The organism is Acinetobacter calcoaceticus DSM 30006 = CIP 81.8 (assembly GCF_000368965.1).
Lineage (GTDB): Bacteria > Pseudomonadota > Gammaproteobacteria > Pseudomonadales > Moraxellaceae > Acinetobacter > Acinetobacter calcoaceticus.
This window is the reverse complement of record NZ_KB849779.1, coordinates 1-19699: the sequence shown is the minus strand read 5'-3', so window position 1 is coordinate 19699 and position 19699 is coordinate 1. Positions and strand designations below refer to the sequence as shown.

The following is a 19699-nucleotide window of genomic DNA, read 5'->3' as shown; positions in this document are numbered from 1 at the left end:
ATAAAAACAATGAAATTTTCAAAAGTACTGGTTGCCAATCGTGGTGAAATAGCAGTTCGGGTGATGCAGACAGCAAGGGCAATGGGTTATCAAACTGTGGCGGTCTATTCCGATGCAGACCGTAATGCTCGCCATGTGCAAGAAGCTGATGAAGCAGTTTATATTGGAGCTTCTAAAGTATCTGAATCTTATCTTTCAATTACCAAAATTATAGAAGCTTGCAAAAAAACAGGCGCGGATGCTGTGCATCCTGGTTATGGCTTTTTATCAGAAAATACCGATTTTGCTCAGGCCTGTATAGATAACCAAATTACTTTTATCGGTCCAACAGCTTCGGCAATTGAGTTGATGGGGAGTAAACGACTTTCAAAAATTGCTATGATTGAAGCGGGTGTACCTTGTGTGCCGGGCTACGAGGGAGATCGTCAAGACCTTGAATATTTGGCTACACAAGCAGAGCAGATTGGTTACCCGCTAATGGTGAAAGCTTCTGCTGGCGGTGGTGGTCGTGGTATGCGTTTGGTTCAGCAGTCATCCCAGCTTGTAGAGGCTTTACAAACTGCACGTTCAGAAGCTGAAAATGCATTTGGTTCAGGTGAGCTTATTTTAGAAAAAGCAGTGATTGCGCCGCGCCATGTTGAAATTCAAGTTTTTGGCGATACGCATGGCAATTATGTGTATTTGTTCGAGCGTGATTGTTCGATTCAACGCCGTCACCAAAAGGTTGTAGAAGAAGCACCCTGTCCAGTCATGACACCCGAACTGCGTCAGCAAATGGGAGAGGCTGCTGTTGCAGCTGCCAAAGCATGTGTTTATGTAGGCGCGGGAACTGTTGAGTTTTTGCTTGATGCATCGGGTGAATTCTATTTTCTAGAAATGAATACACGCTTGCAGGTTGAGCATCCGGTTACTGAACTTATTACAGGATTAGATTTGGTTGAATGGCAATTGCGTGTCGCTAATGGCGAGCATTTACCATTGCAACAACATGAATTGTCTATCAAGGGCCATGCAATTGAAGTCCGTTTGTATGCTGAAGATCCACGTCAAGATTTCTTGCCGCAAACAGGTCAAGTTTTACGTTGGAAACCCACAATTTTGCCAAATGTACGAATTGATCATGGCATGTTAGCAACAGATGAAGTTAGCCCTTTCTACGACCCGATGGTGGCTAAAGTGATTGCATACGGTAAAACTCGAGAGGATGCGATTCGTCTGCTGGCTCGTGCTGTAGATGATTGTGTTTTGCTGGGCGTGAACAGCAATAAACAGTTCTTGGTTAATTTATTACGTCATCCAGTTGTTGTGGCCGGTGATACGAATACCGCATTCATTCAACAGCACTTTCAAGATGACAGCAGCTTACACTCTCAGGTTTTATCTTTAGAAATCTTGGCTATTGCCGCGGCATTATTTAGCCAAAATAAAGGTACTGCGGTATGGCAAACCGGGCTTGGTGTTCCATTACCCTTAAAACTAAAATATGACGATCAGCAAATCCAGTTACAGCTTTCATCTGTAAATAACACATTTACGGTACAGCTCTGTGATCAAACTGTTTGTATTGAAGTCATTGAGAAAACAGATGAGCAACTGACTTATGTTGTTGATGGTATACGCCGCCGTGTTCAATATGTTTTAGACGGCGATCAGCTGTATTTAGATCGAGATAATGGCAATGTTGCGATTCGCAATGTGACTTACGCTGCTCCAGAAACGGCTGATGTTGCGGGAGATGGTAAAATTCGTGCACCTATGGATGGTGCTGTGATCAATATCTTGGTCAATAAAGGCGATCAAGTCGTGAAAGGGCAAACCTTACTGGTACTTGAAGCTATGAAGATCCAGCAACAGATTAGATCTGATGTCGATGGTGTAGTCGAAGATATTTTAGGACAGCAAGGGCAACAAGTAAAAAAACGGCAAATGCTATTTAGTATTCAAATTTAATAAAAATACCGCTCTATATGAGCGGTATTTTTTAGTGGAGAATCATGATTTATTCTCCATCAGCCTCGGCAATGATCTGGCTCGCTTTTTTCAGGCTATACAGCAGTTGTCCCAAAAGAACCTCTTTATTACTTAAGGTGACCATGACCATCGGGTGATGAACAGCAGGAATAGCTGTCAAAATGGCTTTGCCATTATCTGCGTCTAGCGTGATGTTATTACAGCCTGTGAGTTGAATTTCTTTTAAAAATGCAGTCACCATTGCCAAAATTGAACTGCTGACAGCCGCTAATTTAGTGGTGTTGTGGTAGTTTTTATGGCTCACTGTTGCTAATTCAAAACCATCAGAAGAGCAAATCATCACGAAATCTACACCGCGTGTATTCATCAAAATAGTATGAGCTTCACTTTTTGCGAGTTGTAGCAATTGCGTTGGTGCTGTTCGTTTTTGAGATGGAATACTAAGCATGATTATTCCCCTGTGGTACTGACCCGACCTTAACTTCAATTGATGCAATTAATGACTCAACCATCATTAAAATATGTTCTTGCTCTCGTGCATCAATGAAGAATAAGGGATAAGTCAGTTCATTTGCTTTTATCCAATTACGATATTGCTGAAGAGAGGATTCTTTATTTTCATCAATATGAGTAATACCAATCGCAATATTATCATTATAATTTTTAAAGGTTTTTAAGTAGTCATTTAGTTCGTCAATTGAATTCGGACTATTATGATCTAATAATAAAATAATACCGATCGCACCTTCACAAATAACCGACCATATAAAATCAAAACGGCTTTGTCCTGGGGTGCCATAGAGTCCAATTTTGATTCCATCATCTAGAGTAATTTCACCATAATCAATACCTACAGTGGTCTGGGTTTTCTGGTGACTTTGTACATCGGTATTGAATGCTTCTGTTTCCAGAATTGGAATCTCAGATAACGATTTAATCGCTTCTGTTTTTCCAGCCCCCATGCTGCCTGCAAAGACAATTTTATATTGCTGTATAATCATAATGTTTCCTAAAGACCAAAGCGGCGTCTAATCTTCCCTATAAAATTTTTAAAAAAATGATTGTCTATATTTGAAGTTTCTAAATGAGGGTTTGGTGCGTAAGAGCATTTATTCGCAGAAACAAATCTTCCGTTATTTGCCATTACACAAGCCGTAATGAAGCGTAAGACATCGTCGATTGATAAGTTGAGTTGTTTAGCAACATCGGTAATTTTTGCACCCTGTATAAAACATGCGGAGAGTTGTAGGCTCACTTTTCTATATTCTTTTTGGTAAGGCTGTGGCCAATGATCGATTTTGAAGTAACCATCAACTGAAGCTAAATTTTCAAAGTCTTTTGAACACCAAACTAGGTTCCATAACCAGTCTTGTAAGCAATAACTTTTTTTACGAGAAACCTTAGTAAAATCAGATGTTTTAGCAAAAGCAAAGTTAAAGCTCATATTGGTATGTGCTTTTTGACGAGAAGGTTCTACCCAAGCAATTTGAGCTCTGTTATCAATAATAGCTAGAGTGCCTTTATCATCAAATAAATGTAATTTAGTATTTTCTGGACTATGTAAATTTCTTATAAATTGCTCATCAATAATGAGGAGCTCAGTAGATAAATCTGGAACTATCGCAACACTACTTTGATTTAAAAATGATAATAGATTTTTTTGTAGCCACTCTAACAAAGGTTCTACTTTTTCTAGGGGTAGATACAGAGTATGTTCATAAACTTGATATCCATTTTTTGAAGGAGTTTTACTAATTTTTAAATAAGGAAACTTTTTCTTTTGAAGAATGTTTTGAATATTGTCAGAGTCAAAAAAATTTTCGTTAATTAATAATAGATCAATATGATTACTTGAAATGTTAACCCAATTAATACCGTATTGATTAGATATAAAATTTCTGATTAGTATTTTTAATTCATCTGAAACTTTTGAGTTTAAACCAGAAGTTGCAATATTTATGCAATGCCTATCCATAGTATCACATTAAATTTTATTGAATAAGATAGAAGTTTTAATGTGCTTTTTATAATAAATATAAAAAGCACATCTTAGATTAATCAGCTAAAGTCTAGCTCTTTTTCAAATGACTTTAACTCATGACGGGCCATAGCTAAATTAGATTTGCTGCGGTCAAGCACTAAGTAAAGGAACAAATTATTATTACTTTCTAAAGGTCGAATTAAGTGGTAAGCCTTACCTAAAGTAATTAAAATATCTTCAATATTATCATTCAATTTCAATGCATTGGCGATATTTCGCTTTGCGCGAATTACTTCCGTGTTTCCTGCAGCAGCCAATTCTAAATCAATTTCCCCACCACCTTGTGTTGCAAGTGATAAACCGCTTTCTGAATCAACAAGTGCAGAAGCAATAAAACCATCAATTTCAGTTAAGCTATCTAAAGAAAGTTTAGCCATGTTTTTATCTCTCAGGATTCTAAAATTATATTTACTACTTTTTCCTAAAAGTAGTTGAAATTCATTATATTTCTGCACAAATTGAAGTCAATCAACCAAGTAACGTGTGAAGTTTTAGTTTTGGGGAATAAGTGACGGAAAATGTCAGATTATAAAAAATATTATAAGATTACTTTTACATTATACTTTTAATACTGTGCTGCGGTTTACATTATATATTTTCAAACTTAGATAAAATAATTGTAATAGAATATTAATACAATATTGATTCATAAAATATGCTAATTTTAATCAAAAAGGGGAATAACAAATTCCCCTTTTTTATAACAATGATCAAACTAAACGAGCTGTGTATAAATACAATAGAGGTAGCCCAAAATTGCTAAAGCAACGACAGGGGCAATAATTTTTGACCATGTTGGTACAGACATCTCGGCAGCTTGTTCTTCAATATGCATGTCATCATGATGAGGTTGGGCTTGGTGAACCATTTGGTTGAACTCCTTCATTGTTGTATCCAATGATAGCTCTTCTTGTTCCATAGGTTTAGAACCAATTAATTCATTTAGGTGGTTTGTTGACCAAACCCAATCTTCTGCCTGACCTGATAAGTGTTCGACTTGACCTAAAATTAATTCTTTTAGGCCATTATGCCCAAAACCACCTGTTTCATCGAGCTGGTTAAGTTCAGCCAATTGCAAAGTTAAAATTTCAGAAATACTCTGTTCTAATTCTGAATTTTTTAAAGTTGACTGGTTATGCTTAGAAGTTGTTAAATGTCGAGCAACTTCCTGAATATAAAGTGGATCTGCCGATTTTACTTCATGATAAATCTTATTGTCATCTTGGCGCCATAAACTAATCAGTTTTCCAAGCGTAAGAATATTCACCTCATCAATCAGTTTATTTTTTTCATTAACTGGATATTGATTTAAAAGCTGAGGCTTTTGAATTTTTATCTGCTCAGCAAAGTATTGGACTAAATCAAATGCCATGCTTTCTTCCTCTAAATTTAATCTAAAATTCTTAACGTTGGTTTTTTCTTGGTCGATGTTGTGTCAGCTTCTTGTACTTCTGGCTCTACGGTATTTTCTACAGGCGCTACATTGGCATATTCTTCAGGATCAAAGAATAAACCTTGTCCATTCTCGCGTGCATAAATACCTAAAACTGCTTGAATAGGTACATAAATGTCTTTCGATGCCCCCCCGAAACGGGCAGAAAAAGTAATGGCTTCATTAGCAATAAGAAGTTGATGAACAGCATGAGGCACGATATTCAAAACGATTTGCCCATCTTTAACAAATTGCTGTGGAACATCGGTATATGGCTGTGTCGCATCCACTAATAGATAAGGAGTAAGCTGGTTATCGCAAATCCATTCATAGATTGCACGAGCAAGATAAGGACGTGTAGGGGTTAAATCAATAGGTTGCTCAGACATATCACACTATTCCATATTTAATAGTTCATTGTAACGGTTTTTCTCTTGAGCCGTCATTGATTTAGCAAAAGAAGGCCTCTCAAAGATACGTTTACAATACAAAAGTATCGGTCGGCAGTGCTGTTTCGGTAAATCGATTCCCATGCTGTTTAGCCTTAAGAAAATAGGGGCAAGCATACAGTCCAAGATGGTGAAATTTTCAGACATAAAATAGGGGAAATGCTGAAATAGGGGAGTAAGTGAAATTAAAGTTTCACGTAATTCTTTTTGAGCTTTTTGCTTTTGTTCGACATTTAAAGAATCAGCATGCTTTAACATCTGATCTGCTAATTTGAACCAGTCGTTTTCAAGTCTCCATATATATTGACGCTGCTCTGCACGCATCATTGGCGCATCTGCGTAAAGCTTACCTTGGCGATAACGATCATCTAAATATTCAGCAATAATAGGCGCTGAAAATAATTTAAGGTTTTGCTCGACCAACATCGGCAATTGGTTATAAGGATTTAAACTTGCTAAATCTTCGTCTTCATGGTCAGTTACGATCAATTGATATTTGATTTGCTTTTCTGCTAATAAGAAACGAATCCAGTGAGAACGGAAATCATCAGCATGACTGTAAAGGGTAATCCCCTGAATAGAGGTGTTTTCGACCGACATATCACAAGACGACGTGGTTGAGTGAATCGATTAGGATACTAAAAATGCTCTAGGAAATCACGGTTCTAAAGAGATAGTTTGTTTATATTTATAAGTTTGCATTTTATTGTTCTATTTTCATAATAAAAAAGCCTTGGAAAAATCCAAGGCTTTTTGTCCAACTCGATAAACGAATTAACGTTTAGAGAATTGAGGACGTTTACGAGCTTTACGTAAACCAAGTTTCTTACGTTCAACTTCACGAGCATCACGAGTAACGAAACCAGCTTGACGAAGAACAGGTTTTAAAGTTTCGTCAGCAGCGATAAGCGCACGAGTAATACCGTGACGGATCGCGCCAGCTTGACCACCAATACCACCACCTTTAACAGTGATGTAAAGGTCAAACTTTTCAGTAACTTCTAAAAGTTCTAAAGGTTGACGAACAACCATACGAGCAGTTTCACGACCGAAATATTGCTCTAAAGTACGGTTGTTAATAACGAGTTTGCCTGTACCAGCTGACAAGAAAACACGTGCAGTTGCGGTCTTACGGCGACCTGTACCATAATTAGTAGCCATGTGCTGTATCCCTTAGATGTCCAAAACTTGTGGCTGTTGAGCAGCATGCGGATGCTCAGTACCAGCGTACACTTTCATTTTTTTGATCATTGCATAACCAAGAGGACCTTTTGGTAACATGCCTTTAACTGCTTTTTCAAGAACAGCTTCAGGCTTGTGAGCAATTAACTTCTCGAAGTTAGTCTCACGGATACCACCAGGGAAACCAGTATGGCGATAATATTTCTTATCAAGTGCTTTTTTACCAGTCACTTGAACTTGTTCAGCATTAATCACAACGATGTAATCGCCAGTGTCAACGTGAGGAGTATAAGAAGTTTTGTGCTTACCGCGTAAACGACGAGCGATTTCAGTCGCAAGGCGACCTAAAGTTTTGCCAGAAGCATCAACAACATACCAGTCATGTTGAACTTCAGCTGGCTTAGCGCTGAGAGTTTTCATTAAACCACTACCTATTATAGTTGGTTTGGACTATGGAATCTGTCCAAACAAAAGGAGCGAGCATTCTAAACGAGTTTGTTCAAAGTCACAAGAAAAATCCAGTTTAAGCCATATAATTTAATCCATAAACTGATGAATGCGGGATATGTTAAAATCAAACAAATTTTCGTTATGTGTCTGGGGTGATTGTGCTGCCTTTATATGTCACTTCCGGTGAGCCGGCTGGTATTGGTCCAGATATTTGCTTGAGCTTGGCTAAGCGAGTTGATGAACGCCCACTTGTTATTTTGGGTGACTGGAATTTATTAGAACAACGTGCCCAGAAACTCGGTATAAATATTCAGTTTATAGAATATACGGGACAAGCTGAATCGTCGTCTTCAGGTGAACTTTATATAGAGCATGTACCTTTAGAAACGGCGGTTGTTGATGGGCAATTAAACTCAGCTAATGCAGCTTATGTATTAGAACAATTACGCCGTTCAGCTGATTATGCAATGTCTGGTAAAAGTGTTGGGGTTGCCACTGCTCCTGTGCAAAAGTCGGTCATTAACGATGCAGGTATTTTGTTTAGTGGACACACTGAATACTACCAAGAGTTTGCAGGTGTAGAGCGTGTCGTCATGATGCTTGCAACCAAGACCTTACGTGTTGCTTTAGCTACTACACATTTGCCCTTAAGAGATGTTGCAGATGCAATTACCAAAGAGCGTTTGCATCAGGTCATTGATATTTTATTACATGATTTAAAAACTAAATTTAAGATTATGGATCCGCGCGTACTTGTTTGCGGATTAAATCCTCACGCGGGTGAAGATGGGTATTTAGGACGTGAAGAAATAGAAACGATTAATCCAGTACTCGAAAGTTATCGGGCACAAGGGATTAAAATGAGTCTAAGCTTGCCTGCGGATACCTTATTTACCCCTGAACATCTTAAAAATGCTGACGCTGTACTTGCCATGTACCATGATCAAGGTTTACCTGTGTTAAAATCACAAGGGTTTGGTGAGGCCATCAATATTACATTGGGTTTGCCATTCATCCGAACTTCGGTCGATCATGGCACGGCATTGTCTTTGGCCGGTACCGGTTTGGCAAAAAGCTCAAGTTTAAATGTCGCTGTCGATTTAGCTTTATCTTTGGCAGCGAGCTAAATTTTTCATGTTGGAAATGTTCTATGTATCAAATTAATGCCCTAAACCCGAAAGATGAAGGGCATAAAGCTCGTAAACGTTTTGGTCAAAACTTCTTACATGATCAGCGAGTCATTGCCAAAATCGTGCGCTCGGTAAATCCGCGTCCGGGTGAAAATGTTGTCGAAATTGGACCTGGTTTGGCCGCATTAACATCTCCTTTAATTGGGGAATGTGATGCATTAACAGTTGTTGAGCTAGATCGTGATTTAGCAGCAGGCTTACCAGAACGCGTTCCACATCCTGAACGTTTAACGATTATAGAAGCTGATGCATTAAAATATGATTTTAGTGAACTGGTAAAAGATGGTCGACCATTACGTGTGGTTGGTAATTTACCTTATAACATTTCAACCCCATTACTTTTTCATCTCTTGGAATTTGGCAGTAAAGTGAAAGACATGCACTTTATGCTCCAAAAAGAGGTGGTTGACCGTATTACGGCTGAACCAAACACAAAAGAATATGGTCGCTTGTCGGTAATGATTCAGTATTATTGCCAACCAACGTTTTTATTTGAAGTGCCAGCTGGCGCATTTAATCCACCACCTAAAGTAACGAGTGCTGTTTTCCGCCTTGTTCCCTATGAACAAAAGCCAATTATTGCAAAAGATGAAAAAGCTTTAGCTCGGTTGGTTGGTCATGTATTTACCCAACGTCGTAAAACCCTAAGAAATAGTCTTAAAGGTATGATCGCTGAAGATGGCTTTGAAAAAGCAGGCGTTGATCCGATGGCTCGTCCGGAAACTTTAACATTGACTCAATTTGTTGCTTTAGCCGATCAAATGGTGGGATAAATGACTAAACGTTTTAATTATGTGATTGGCGATGTACAAGGGTGTTTTGAAGCTCTGAAAGCCTTACTTAAAGAAATACGTTTTGATCCAGACCAAGATTTTTTATGGTTTGCGGGTGATTTGGTCGCTCGTGGCGAAAACTCAGTGGGGGCTTTACGTTTTGTTAAAAAACTTGCTGACCGCGGCGCTGCTGCAACTGTACTTGGAAATCATGACCTGACTTTAATTGCGGGTGCACGTGGTTTAAAAGAGATTAAAGAAAAAGATCGTACGCAGGATGTTATTGACGCAATTGATGGCGATGAATTAATCGACTGGTTGCGTAAACAACCTTTATGTTTATTCCCAAACGAGCACACAATTCTTACTCATGCGGGCATACCTTGCATTTGGGATGCACAAAAAACTGCAACGCTAGCAAAAGAGGTTGAAGCAGTACTCTCACATCAAGATTTATCTGTATTGGATGCTTTTTTAGCAGAAATGTATGGTTCAAAACCCGATTTGTGGGAAGACAATCTAACAGGTTCAGCACGTTTACGTTGTATTACCAATTATCTGACACGCATGCGTTTAACCAATGCAGAAGGAGCTTTAGAGTTCAGTTTTAAAGATGCTCTGGATGCGCCAATGCCAGAAGGCTATTTACCTTGGTTCGAATTTCCAAGTAAAGCTTCTCAGACTCATCAGATTATTTTTGGTCATTGGGCTGCGCTAGAAGGTAGAAGCATCAATGAGCAAATCCAGAATATTGATGGCGGCTGTGTTTGGGGACGACAATTAATGGCTTATCGCCTTGAAGATAAAGAAATCTTTGCTGTCGATAATCCTGAGCGAATATAGGAAAAGCAATGCTTTTCATGAGCGCAAGATGAGGGTTGTACCCGAGTAAAAATAAAAAAAGCCGCATAAGCGGCTTTTTTTATTTTTAACTTTTATTCTACGCGTAACCAAATTTGATTACGGCCTAATGCTGAAACCCCAAGATATCCGCGCATATGGAGACGTTTACCAGTTGCACTAAGTTTTGCTTTAAGCCCATAAACTTTGCCCGTATTCGGATCTAGAATTTTCCCGCCTGTATAATTAAGCTCATCTGTCTTTTTTAAGCCAGTTGCAATATCCGAACCTAAAATTGGTTTATTGGTATATGGTGCAGGGCAGCTCTCACAAATCTCTTTAGGTGTATAACCTGGGCGTGGTGTAACTTTAACGATCTTTCCAGCATATGTCCCATTTGCTTCTTTTCGTATTTCTACCTGTGCTTTGGGCGCACCAGTCTTATCATCAATTGTTTGCCAAAGACCTGTAATGTCTGCTGCAAATGTAGCAGTATTGATCCCCAATAAGAGCAAAGCTCCAATAAAAAATTTCCCCATCATTAAAAATCCTTTTAACATTGAAAGGTCATCTTATTGCGAATTTATATACCGTTCAATGTTTATTTAATAGGCTTCTTAATTATGGTGTTCCGAGTGACAGCATTAATGTAGGTAGCCAAATTGCAGTAAATACGCCATTCAAAGCCATACCAAATGCAGCGTAGCGACCCGCAACTGGTCCGCGCTGCCAAGCTTGAGCTGTTCCTATGGCATGCGCAGCTAAACCTAAGGCTAAGCCTGATGCTCTTTCATCATGAATATGCTTGAGTAAAAATGGTGAAAAAGCCGCTCCAATAACCCCAGATAAAATAACAATAAGGGTCACCAGCGTTTCAGGAGCATGCAATAACGTTGCGATATTTAGGGCAATTGGGGTAGTTACTGCACGGGTTGCAAATGCAAGAATAGTAGGTTCCGACATATGTAACAAATAAGCGAGGCTCATAGGTAGGGCAACGGCACTTATACTTGCAAAACATAAAATCCCAATAACCGATTTAATTGGAAGGTCATCGTAACGCATTGCAGCTAAAGGAATGGCTAAGGCTACGGTGACATATCCCAATAAATGGCTAAATAACTCATTCACATAAAGACGATATTGTTCATAAGGGACTTGTAAAACTGAAAGTAAGGCAATGACAATGAACATGCCGAAAACTAAAAGTGGAACTTGCGGAAAACGTCGGTTTAAAGGTTTTGCACACAGATAACCAATTAATGTGATTAAAAAACCATAGAAAATAGTAAACATTTTATTCTCCTTATAACCAACGTTTTGCCATTTTTGCATAGACCCACAAAGGTATAAGGGTGCTGACTACTAAAACAAAAAGGAATAGTGGAATTTCTTTACCCATATGCACCAACATAATTAAGGAGCCAGCACAAACGGGTAAAAAAGCAAATCCACTTTCTTTCATAATTTTATTATTTGTATCGACTATCCGGAGAGGGATTTTCTTGAACTTTCTCCAGATAATCAAAATAGTGAGTAAGCTGATTAAGCCGACTAAATTACCTAATTCTGGATGACCAAAAGCACGCATGACGATGACAGAGCCTTCACGAAAACCAATAATGAGTAGTAAAGTTGCTACCCATGCTGTCCAGTCTATACTTTTGATCTTATCCATATTTTTTATCTCTAAAAGTTTACTTATCAAGTTTTAACTGATCTGACCCTTGATTTCAAACTCCTCCAAGGGACGGCTAAATTGACTAGCACGTTCTCCCAAGATTTCCTCTAAGGGCAGTTTTGCTTGGCGAATAAGCTTTTCTAATTTATGTGGGGCAATACGTACATCAATATGCAATAAGCCAGCATCATCATAGTGTTCAGACTGAATCACATTTAAAGCATAAAGTTGGGTGCGCAATTTGCCATAAGCAGGTTTAAGAATCAGTGAAAAATGTTGAATTTGACCCATTAAACATTCTTGCACTGCTTGTTGAAGTAATTCTAGACCAAGGCCAGCATGAGCCGAAACATAAACTCGATCTGGTACATGTGGCTCGGCATAAATGATTTTGGCTTCTTCACCACTCAGGTCAATTTTGTTGTATACCCGAAGTACTGGAGCATCTGCACCAATTTCTTTTAATACACTTTCAACTGCTTCAATTTGATCAAGCATGTCATGGCTATTACTATCTATCACATGCAGTAATAGGGTGGCTTCAAGTGTTTCTTCAAGTGTTGCTTTGAATGATTCAACTAAGTCATGTTGTAAGTTTCGTACAAAGCCTACCGTATCTGCTAACACGACTGTGCCGATACCATCCCATTCCAAACGGCGTAATGTCGGATCGAGTGTTGCAAATAGTTGGTCGGCTGCGTAGACATCACTTTTCGCTAAAATATTAAATAGAGTTGATTTGCCCGCATTGGTATAACCAACTAGCGACACAGTTGGAATGGCTGCCTTTTGTCTTGCAGCACGTCCTTGAATACGGGTTTGATGTACTTTTTCTAATTTATCTTTTAATTGGGCAATCCGAACACGAATGAGGCGACGGTCTGTTTCTAGTTGTGTTTCACCAGGACCACGTAAGCCAATACCACCTTTTTGTTGCTCAAAGTCTGCTGACCAACCGCGAATAAGACGCGTAGATAAATGCTTTAACTGTGCAAGCTCGACTTGTAATTTACCTTCATGCGTACGGGCACGCAGTGCAAAAATATCTAGAATTAAACCAGTACGGTCAATGACTCGGCATTTTAATATTCTTTCTAAATTTCGTTCTTGAGCGGGTGATAAAGCATGGTCAAAAATCACCAGACTTGCTTCTAGTTCCTGAACTCGCTCAGCAATTTCTTCGACTTTTCCTGAACCAATAAAAAATTTAGGATTGGGTTTATTTCGCTGAACCTTAATATGTTCAAGGATATCTGCACCAGCAGACTGTGCAAGTAGAGCAAACTCTTCGGCATCCAGATCATCTAATAATTGTACAGAAACACTCACTAAAATTGTGCGTTCACCGCCTTGATGCCGATCAACATATTCCACGTGGCTATAAATCCTGAAAATGGGAAAACTTTATTCTAGATGAAACTTAAGCAAAAGGGGAAAGCGTTTGTTCTTATCCTTTAGATTAGTTAAATGTAGTTAGAGATGTCTGAATTTATTTTATTTCCAGTTCTCTATCATCAATGCAAGTTTATTCTGAAACGTATAGAATGCTCGAGATGGGTATAACAATGATTGATCGTTAGTGAAATTTTATGGCTCAAACGCAAAGTATAGTTAATTCAACGTTAAAGAAATTATCAAAAATAGGTTTATACGGAAAAAAAGTCACTTCTGCCACGGCTGCAATTAGTGAAGGTTTTTATTTAGTTTATCGACATGGCCTTTATAAAGATCCTAATAATCCGGTTAATACACGCTATGTCCAATATTTTTGCCGCCGTTTATGTCAGGTTTTTAACTTAGATGTAGAAGTACATGGAACAATTCCTAGAGAACCTGCCCTATGGGTAAGTAATCATATTTCCTGGCTAGATGTTGCTGTTTTAGGTTCAGGGGCTCGTGTTTTCTTCCTTGCTAAAGCTGAAATTGAAAATTGGCCCATTTTCGGGAATTTAGCTAAAGGTGGTGGAACTTTATTTATTAAGCGTGGGTCTGGGGACTCCGTTAGAATCCGTGAGCAAATTACCGAATTTTTAAAACAAAATATTCCTGTACTATTTTTCCCTGAAGCGACTACCACCGATGGACATTCTGTTAAGAAAGTACATGGCCGTTTACTTGGGGCGGCTATTGAGGCTCAACGTCCAGTACAGGTATGTTTAATTTGTTATGTAAACCGTTATGGACAATTAGATACAGTTGCTCCATTCATTGGTGAGATGTCTTTTGCAGAACATATTCAACGCGTACTTGAAATGCCGAAAGTAACAGCTCATTTGTTAACTTTGCCACCAATTTCTGTGGAAGGGCATGATGTGAAAAGTTTAACAAATGAAGTTCAAGAAAAAATGGTAGAAGGATTGGCTCAACTACATCAAAAAGTACTTAAGCCAAAAAATTAATTACATGAATCCTTCGATTGGCAGCCATGAAAGAAACTTCATGCCTGCCTTTTGCCACCATTTCATCTCGGGTTCTTGTTTATAAATTAAGGGACCATGTGAAGTCTCTTGCTGCCAATAAATATGATTATTAGCGTCGAGCTTTAGCTTATAAGCAAATTTGTTTAAATTTTCATCCATCGTGTGGTGAATGGTTTTAGCCAATGATGGACTATCCAAAATTACGCCAATTTCAGTATTCAAATAAGCTGAACGTGGATCAAAATTAAATGAACCAATAAAAACCTGCTCATCTAAAGCCATAAGTTTAGTATGCAAGCTTGAGCGGCTTAATCCTTTCATATTCACTTTTGCTTTAGTTGCTAGCTCATCTGTATTTTTATTTAAATCTCTTTTATCTGGTGTCGGTAAAAATTCATAAAGTTGTACGCCGTTTTTAAGCAGTTCTTTACGGTACTTTCCATAAAAGGCATGAACGACAGCAACGTCATTTGCTTTAAATGAGTTGGTTAAGACTCGAACCTCAACACCTTCTTTGGCAAGAGTACTTAAAATTTTGGCGCCTTGCTTTTCAGGAATAAAATAAGCAGAAATTAAATCAACATTACTTTCCGGTTTTTCTAGATGGTTAATTAACTGGAAATTAAGGTGTTCTTCTTTTTTAGCCTTTGATTTGATTTTATCAGGCGAGTCTTTTACGACTTCGGCTTTGACCCAGTCGAATTGAATATTGCGATTTAACCATTCATCAAATGCATGTGATTTTGCGGTTAAGTTTAGAAAGTTTTGAACTGTCGCCTGTTGGTAGTGAGCTTCGAGTTGCTCTTTTAATCCTTCATAACGTAGACGATGTTGCTCTGGACTTACGATACTTTGAACTGAATATGCATATTCATGATTCCAGTAGTCATCAAACGAATTCACAATATCATCAACAGCAGCACCCACCAACATCACATCGACATCAGAGAATTGATAACTATCACTTACATTGTAATATTGATTTGTCATGTTTCGTCCGCCAATAAGAGCAACCTCATTGTCGGCAATAAAACTTTTATTGTGCATACGACGATTGATACGTTTTAAATCAAGAACCATATCCATCGCGCGATATTTACGAAAACGGTAGGGGTTAAAAAGCTTAACTTCAATATTTTTATGCTGAGAAAGGGCAAGCAAAATCCCTTCTATTTTTTTTGCATTATTGTCATCAATAAGAAGTCGGACTTTTACCCCGCGATCAGCTGCCCGAATAATCGCGTGTAACGCTAAAGCACCAACCTTGTCATTGTCCCAAATGTAATATTGTAAATCTAATGTCTTTTCGGCTTTATCAATTAATCTTAGGCGGGCTGCTAGAGCCTCCAACGGATCATTTAATACGTGAAAACCCGTTAGTTTTGGGTTTTGCTGACGTAAGGGAGTAATCAGTTTGGCAAGTGAGGTCTCAGAAGTATCAATATCTTTTGCATATTGTACTGGCTCAACACCATGTTTTGGCAGAGTACTACATCCTGTCAAACCTACAGCAAAACTAGAACATAGGACTATAGAGGCTTTTATCAAAAAGCCTTTAGCTTGTTGATTCGTTTGAAGCTGTTTGGAATGAAAGGATTGTGCCATAATCAGTACATACGATAACGTGAGCTAGAGTATAATTCGTGCATATTGAAAGATAAATATTGAATTTGATTACTAGCAATCAATATAAGATAAGTCGAGAGTCGTAATGTGGAATCCAAATTCAATTATTTTTTGTTTTTACTTTATATTTTCAATACTTGCTTTATGGGGGATTTCTGAAGCTTGGATTCATCAATCTCGAACCGAGACTATTCATCCATTTAAAGCTTTTGTCCATTTACTCGCATTTTATCTCTCTTATCTACTTATTCCTCTCTGGTTTTTTAATTTATACGCTGCTTGGATTGGTTACTATTCAATTCATCAAGGTATTTTCATCTTTTTCTTAAGTGGCATTTTAATTTATGCCCGATTTATTGAACCTCATCTAGTGCGTGTCGATACACATCAATATCGGTTAAATCCAGATCGAAGTTTTAATAAACCGGTAAAAGTAGCGTTAATTGCTGATTTACATATTGGTTTATTTTCAGGGCATGAGCGCCAACTAAAAACAATAGTTAAAAAATTAAATGAACAGCAACCTGATTTAGTGGTTGTGGCGGGTGACTGGACATATGAACCGGAAAATAGACTAATTCAAGAATTGAGTGTTTTAAAAGAAATTCAGGCACCTGTTTACTCTGTTCCTGGAAACCATGATGAGCAATATCCAGGACCACCTATCCAACAATTATTAAAAGATGCCTTGTTTTATAATGAAGTTGTCGATATTGAAGGCAAAATAGTTGATTTTGAAGAATTTCGTTTGATTGGTATTGGTGATCTCTGGGCTGGAAAAACCGACATGCGTTCGATGCCAGATTTACCACAAGACAAGCCTTGGTTAATTCTTTCCCATAATCCAGATACGGTAGACATGGTACCTAAATTGCCGAATCGATCATTAATGTTATCTGGGCATACACATGGAGGGCAGGTTGAGCTTCCATGGCTTACCACCTATATTATGAAAAAAGTGTCAATTTTAGGTCATAAACGTGGATTTTACTCTCACGAACATGCCGATGTTTTTGTGACAGTTGGCACAGGAATGGTCGGCATCCCTTTACGTTTTAGAGTGCCGCCAACAATTGATATTATTGAGTTAGTTTAAAATAAAAAAGCCAATCACAGAGGATTGGCTTTTTTATAAATTGAAAATTATGGAATAACAACAATGGCAACACGTCGGTTAATCGCACGATTTTCATTGGTTGTATTTGGAACATAGGGCTGTGTTGAACCTCGACCAATCACATAGATATTTTCTTGCTTAAACCCACGAGCTAAGAAAAGGTTTGCCACACTTTGTGCGCGCTCTTCAGACAGCTTTTGATTATAAGCAGCATCGCCAACATCATCAGTATGACCAACAATTTTCAATTTATTAAGATCATATTTATTCAATTGAGATGCTAGACGCACTAACTCAGCTTCATGGCTCTGTTTTAACTCTGCATTATTAAAGTCAAACAACAAACGTTCTGGTAAACCTAAAGTCCATCCTTCATTTGTAAGCACAAAACCTTCTTTTTTGAGCAATTTTACCTGACGATATTTTAATGGCCCAAAACTCAGGCACCCTGCAAGAGTAATGCATAGCAATGCAATAAAGGAGAGTTTTAAAGATCTTGTATTCATAGATTAGCCTAAATTTAATTTTCAGGTTTATAGATAAACCAGCGTTCATCCGAATTTTTAGCCTTATACATTGCCTGATCTGCTTGCATAATGAAATCTTCGGGGCTAGATGCAAATTGTGATAAAGCAATACCCACACTAAAACTGAAGTAAATGGTTTGACCATTCAGATGCAAAGGTTCTTTACAGCTTTCGAGTAAATTTTCAGCAATAGATATTAAATGATCAGCATGACTAATGGAATGCAAAATGACAGCAAATTCGTCGCCACCTAAACGCGCAATAAAATCTTGATGACGTAAACGGGTTTGCAAGCGATTCGCCATTTCTTTCAAAACTTCATCTCCAGCCAAATGTCCAAACTGGTCGTTAATCGCTTTGAAGTTATTGTTATCTATAAATAATAAAGCAGATTTGTTATCAAATCCCTTATCTTCAAACATATCTAAAAGAATTTGATAAAAATAATGTCTATTAGGTAATAAGGTGAGCTGATCGTGATGAGCCTGAAATGACAATTTACGATTTTCTTTTTGTAATTGATTGTCCCATATCTGAATTTCTTCAAGTAACTCATTAAAAACAGTATTTAAATCTTGAAATTCTTTAATTCGATTATAAGGGAACCGAAGATTATAAGCTTTTTGATCACTTACAATTTGAGCAATATTAGTAAGTGGATAAATAGCCTGCATAATTTGACGATAAGTTAAGTTTACTGACCACCACAAAGCGCAAACAATAAACAACATCGCAATTGCGAGTCCGACCATAATCATTTTCAGGAACTGCAATATTTTTTCTGAACTACCAAAAAGGGTTAATTCACCTACATTTTGTTCGTGGTGGTAAATTGTAAGATGAACCGGGTCATTTAAAAACCAATGATCAAACCAACCCTCTAAAATTGAAGTCTGACTTGATAATTTAAAACTTTGTGCAATTAAATGATGTTCTGAATCATAAATATGAATAGTACGGATTGAATGATCATTCGTATATTCATTCAAAATTTGCTCTATCGTAATTTTATCATTAAATACAACTGCTGGCTGAATACGCTCTAGCAGAGTGTGGCTAAGCAATTGTAAATTTTGCTTGGCATAGGTTTCCATTGTAAAAACAGAAATCGATACAAAGGTAAAAGAACAAATAAAGAAAGTAATTGCAAAAATCGTAAATTGAGACTTTCTAAATAAAGCATGCAATGAAGTGGACTGATACAACTTAGATATCATAATCCTTACTCCGCATTCTTAGCCAAGAGCAATACTCTCGGATCAATATGAACTTTGGAGTGACTTAAAGCATCTAAGTTAACTTTAAAGGTAGTGTAATTATTTTGATTATATAAACAAAAGATACTTCCTATTTCACAGTCTGAATTATTGATGCTTAAAGAAAGTAAAGAACGATAAGGATAATTCTGAATAAGATTTTGTTGTTGCTGTGGAGAAGTAGTAGAAAAATAAACAGCCTGACAATGTGACCGTGCAAAATCTTTCGCGTTTACAGTTTGAACACGATAATTATAAGACATTTGCTGGATATAAGATTGAAAGGTAGATGTAATGGAGGGATTATCAATAACACAAAGAGTAGGAGTATTTACATTCTCCCACTTACTGTAGCTTAGAATAGATAAAGTAAGCACATAGAAGTTATGTTTTGAATTGGCATAACAAGGCCCACTCGTAGCAAACACTACAAGTATGCAAACAAATACTTTCTTAGCGAACTGCCACATGGTGAGTTAATGCCAAACTATTGCACGAATAATCTATTCTACATGAAGTTGATAAAGTAAAAAAAGTTTAATATCTCATCTAACGTTGACTGAAATGCCTAAAAAAAAGCATATACCTCACTTTTTTCACAAAATAGTAGAAAAAAGCGGCACTCAAAAGAAAAAGGCTGAAATACCCCTTGCCAAGGGAATTTAATAGTCTATAATGCACATCCATCGGCGGTGATGCAGATAGAAACTTGTTGAAAAACAGTTACTTGGAATTGAGTTGATT

23 protein-coding genes are annotated in these 19699 nt (G+C 37.6%); 6 read left to right on the top strand and 17 right to left on the bottom strand.

From position 1 onward, the window contains the following. Positions 1-9: 9 nt before the first annotated feature. Positions 10-1950: an acetyl/propionyl/methylcrotonyl-CoA carboxylase subunit alpha gene (locus F936_RS02490; RefSeq protein WP_005044681.1), complete on the top strand. Its 1941-nt coding sequence runs from the start codon at positions 10-12 to the stop codon at positions 1948-1950. 49 nt (positions 1951-1999) lie between these two features. Here F936_RS02490 and F936_RS02485 read toward each other — a convergent pair whose 3' ends face one another. The 9 genes from F936_RS02485 to rplM all read right to left on the bottom strand — a co-directional run bounded on the left by F936_RS02485 (position 2000) and on the right by rplM (position 7495). Then, complete coding sequence (locus F936_RS02485; protein ID WP_005044679.1) at positions 2000-2419, bottom strand: roadblock/LC7 domain-containing protein; 420 nt, start codon at positions 2417-2419, stop codon at positions 2000-2002. Beyond that, complete coding sequence (locus F936_RS02480; RefSeq protein ID WP_005044677.1) at positions 2412-2972, bottom strand: GTP-binding protein; 561 nt, start codon at positions 2970-2972, stop codon at positions 2412-2414. Before F936_RS02480 ends, F936_RS02485 begins: the two co-directional genes overlap by 8 nt. 8 nt (positions 2973-2980) lie before the next feature. Then, positions 2981-3946: a hypothetical protein gene (locus tag F936_RS02475; RefSeq protein ID WP_005044674.1), complete on the bottom strand. Its 966-nt coding sequence runs from the start codon at positions 3944-3946 to the stop codon at positions 2981-2983. Between the two features lie 83 nt (positions 3947-4029). After that, positions 4030-4389, bottom strand: a complete 360-nt coding sequence (locus F936_RS02470; RefSeq protein ID WP_003656109.1) for a roadblock/LC7 domain-containing protein — start codon at positions 4387-4389, stop codon at positions 4030-4032. Positions 4390-4727: 338 nt separating this feature from the next. Continuing rightward, the gene (locus tag F936_RS02465; protein WP_005044672.1) at positions 4728-5384 is read right to left on the bottom strand and encodes a hypothetical protein; all 657 of its coding nucleotides are present in this window, start codon (positions 5382-5384) and stop codon (positions 4728-4730) included. 17 nt (positions 5385-5401) lie between these two features. Beyond that, positions 5402-5833 carry a ClpXP protease specificity-enhancing factor gene (locus F936_RS02460; protein WP_005043349.1) on the bottom strand — a complete coding sequence of 144 codons (432 nt, stop codon included), beginning with the start codon at positions 5831-5833 and terminating at the stop codon, positions 5402-5404. 6 nt (positions 5834-5839) lie between these two features. Next, complete coding sequence (locus F936_RS02455; protein WP_004638694.1) at positions 5840-6493, bottom strand: glutathione S-transferase N-terminal domain-containing protein; 654 nt, start codon at positions 6491-6493, stop codon at positions 5840-5842. 174 nt (positions 6494-6667) lie between these two features. Continuing rightward, positions 6668-7054, bottom strand: a complete 387-nt coding sequence (gene rpsI, locus F936_RS02450) for a 30S ribosomal protein S9 (protein WP_002048725.1) — start codon at positions 7052-7054, stop codon at positions 6668-6670. A 12-nt stretch (positions 7055-7066) separates the two neighbouring features. After that, positions 7067-7495: a 50S ribosomal protein L13 gene (gene rplM, locus F936_RS02445; RefSeq protein WP_003656097.1), complete on the bottom strand. Its 429-nt coding sequence runs from the start codon at positions 7493-7495 to the stop codon at positions 7067-7069. Positions 7496-7668: 173 nt separating this feature from the next. Here rplM and pdxA point away from each other — a divergent pair, with 173 nt between their 5' ends. Genes pdxA through F936_RS02430 form a run of 3 tightly spaced genes read left to right on the top strand, consistent with a single transcriptional unit; the run spans position 7669 to position 10331 of the window. Further along, a complete protein-coding gene (gene pdxA / locus F936_RS02440) occupies positions 7669-8652 on the top strand; it encodes a 4-hydroxythreonine-4-phosphate dehydrogenase PdxA (protein WP_005044670.1) in 984 nt (327 codons plus the stop codon). Positions 8653-8675: 23 nt separating this feature from the next. Beyond that, on the top strand, positions 8676-9488 hold the full coding sequence (gene rsmA, locus F936_RS02435) for a 16S rRNA (adenine(1518)-N(6)/adenine(1519)-N(6))-dimethyltransferase RsmA (protein WP_005044667.1): 813 nt from the start codon (positions 8676-8678) through the stop codon (positions 9486-9488). Further along, entirely contained in the window at positions 9489-10331 is an 843-nt protein-coding gene (locus tag F936_RS02430; protein WP_005044665.1) for a symmetrical bis(5'-nucleosyl)-tetraphosphatase, read from the top strand. It abuts the gene before it with no gap. 92 nt (positions 10332-10423) lie between these two features. On the opposite strand, the gene F936_RS02425 is transcribed toward F936_RS02430, so the two are convergent. From F936_RS02425 to hflX, 4 genes are all read right to left on the bottom strand, one after another. Then, positions 10424-10867, bottom strand: coding sequence for a DUF2147 domain-containing protein (locus F936_RS02425; protein ID WP_026055648.1), 444 nt, complete (start codon positions 10865-10867; stop codon positions 10424-10426). An 82-nt stretch (positions 10868-10949) separates the two neighbouring features. Continuing rightward, positions 10950-11624 (bottom strand): LrgB family protein, encoded by a 675-nt coding sequence (locus F936_RS02420; RefSeq protein WP_003656086.1) that lies wholly within the window; start codon positions 11622-11624, stop codon positions 10950-10952. A gap of 10 nt (positions 11625-11634) precedes the next feature. Further along, positions 11635-12006, bottom strand: a complete 372-nt coding sequence (locus F936_RS02415; protein ID WP_004638713.1) for a hypothetical protein — start codon at positions 12004-12006, stop codon at positions 11635-11637. Positions 12007-12039: 33 nt separating this feature from the next. Further along, on the bottom strand, positions 12040-13383 hold the full coding sequence (gene hflX, locus F936_RS02410) for a ribosome rescue GTPase HflX (RefSeq protein ID WP_005044660.1): 1344 nt from the start codon (positions 13381-13383) through the stop codon (positions 12040-12042). Positions 13384-13598: 215 nt separating this feature from the next. Between hflX and F936_RS02405 the strand changes: the two genes are divergently transcribed. Then, the gene (locus F936_RS02405; protein ID WP_005043363.1) at positions 13599-14408 is read left to right on the top strand and encodes a lysophospholipid acyltransferase family protein; all 810 of its coding nucleotides are present in this window, start codon (positions 13599-13601) and stop codon (positions 14406-14408) included. On the opposite strand, the gene F936_RS02400 is transcribed toward F936_RS02405, so the two are convergent. Continuing rightward, the gene (locus F936_RS02400) at positions 14409-16034 is read right to left on the bottom strand and encodes a phospholipase D-like domain-containing protein (RefSeq protein ID WP_004638719.1); all 1626 of its coding nucleotides are present in this window, start codon (positions 16032-16034) and stop codon (positions 14409-14411) included. 106 nt (positions 16035-16140) lie between these two features. Here F936_RS02400 and F936_RS02395 point away from each other — a divergent pair, with 106 nt between their 5' ends. Then, positions 16141-17151 carry a metallophosphoesterase gene (locus tag F936_RS02395; protein WP_005044658.1) on the top strand — a complete coding sequence of 337 codons (1011 nt, stop codon included), beginning with the start codon at positions 16141-16143 and terminating at the stop codon, positions 17149-17151. 47 nt (positions 17152-17198) lie between these two features. Here F936_RS02395 and F936_RS02390 read toward each other — a convergent pair whose 3' ends face one another. The 3 genes from F936_RS02390 to F936_RS02380 are packed head-to-tail and all read right to left on the bottom strand — an operon-like array spanning position 17199 to position 19425. Then, the gene (locus F936_RS02390) at positions 17199-17678 is read right to left on the bottom strand and encodes an outer membrane lipoprotein YfiB (protein WP_004638723.1); all 480 of its coding nucleotides are present in this window, start codon (positions 17676-17678) and stop codon (positions 17199-17201) included. 14 nt (positions 17679-17692) lie between these two features. Beyond that, complete coding sequence (locus F936_RS02385; protein ID WP_005044654.1) at positions 17693-18916, bottom strand: diguanylate cyclase DgcN/YfiN; 1224 nt, start codon at positions 18914-18916, stop codon at positions 17693-17695. 5 nt (positions 18917-18921) lie between these two features. After that, on the bottom strand, positions 18922-19425 hold the full coding sequence (locus tag F936_RS02380) for a regulatory sequestration protein YfiR (protein ID WP_004638726.1): 504 nt from the start codon (positions 19423-19425) through the stop codon (positions 18922-18924). Between the last annotated feature and the right edge of the window lie 274 nt (positions 19426-19699).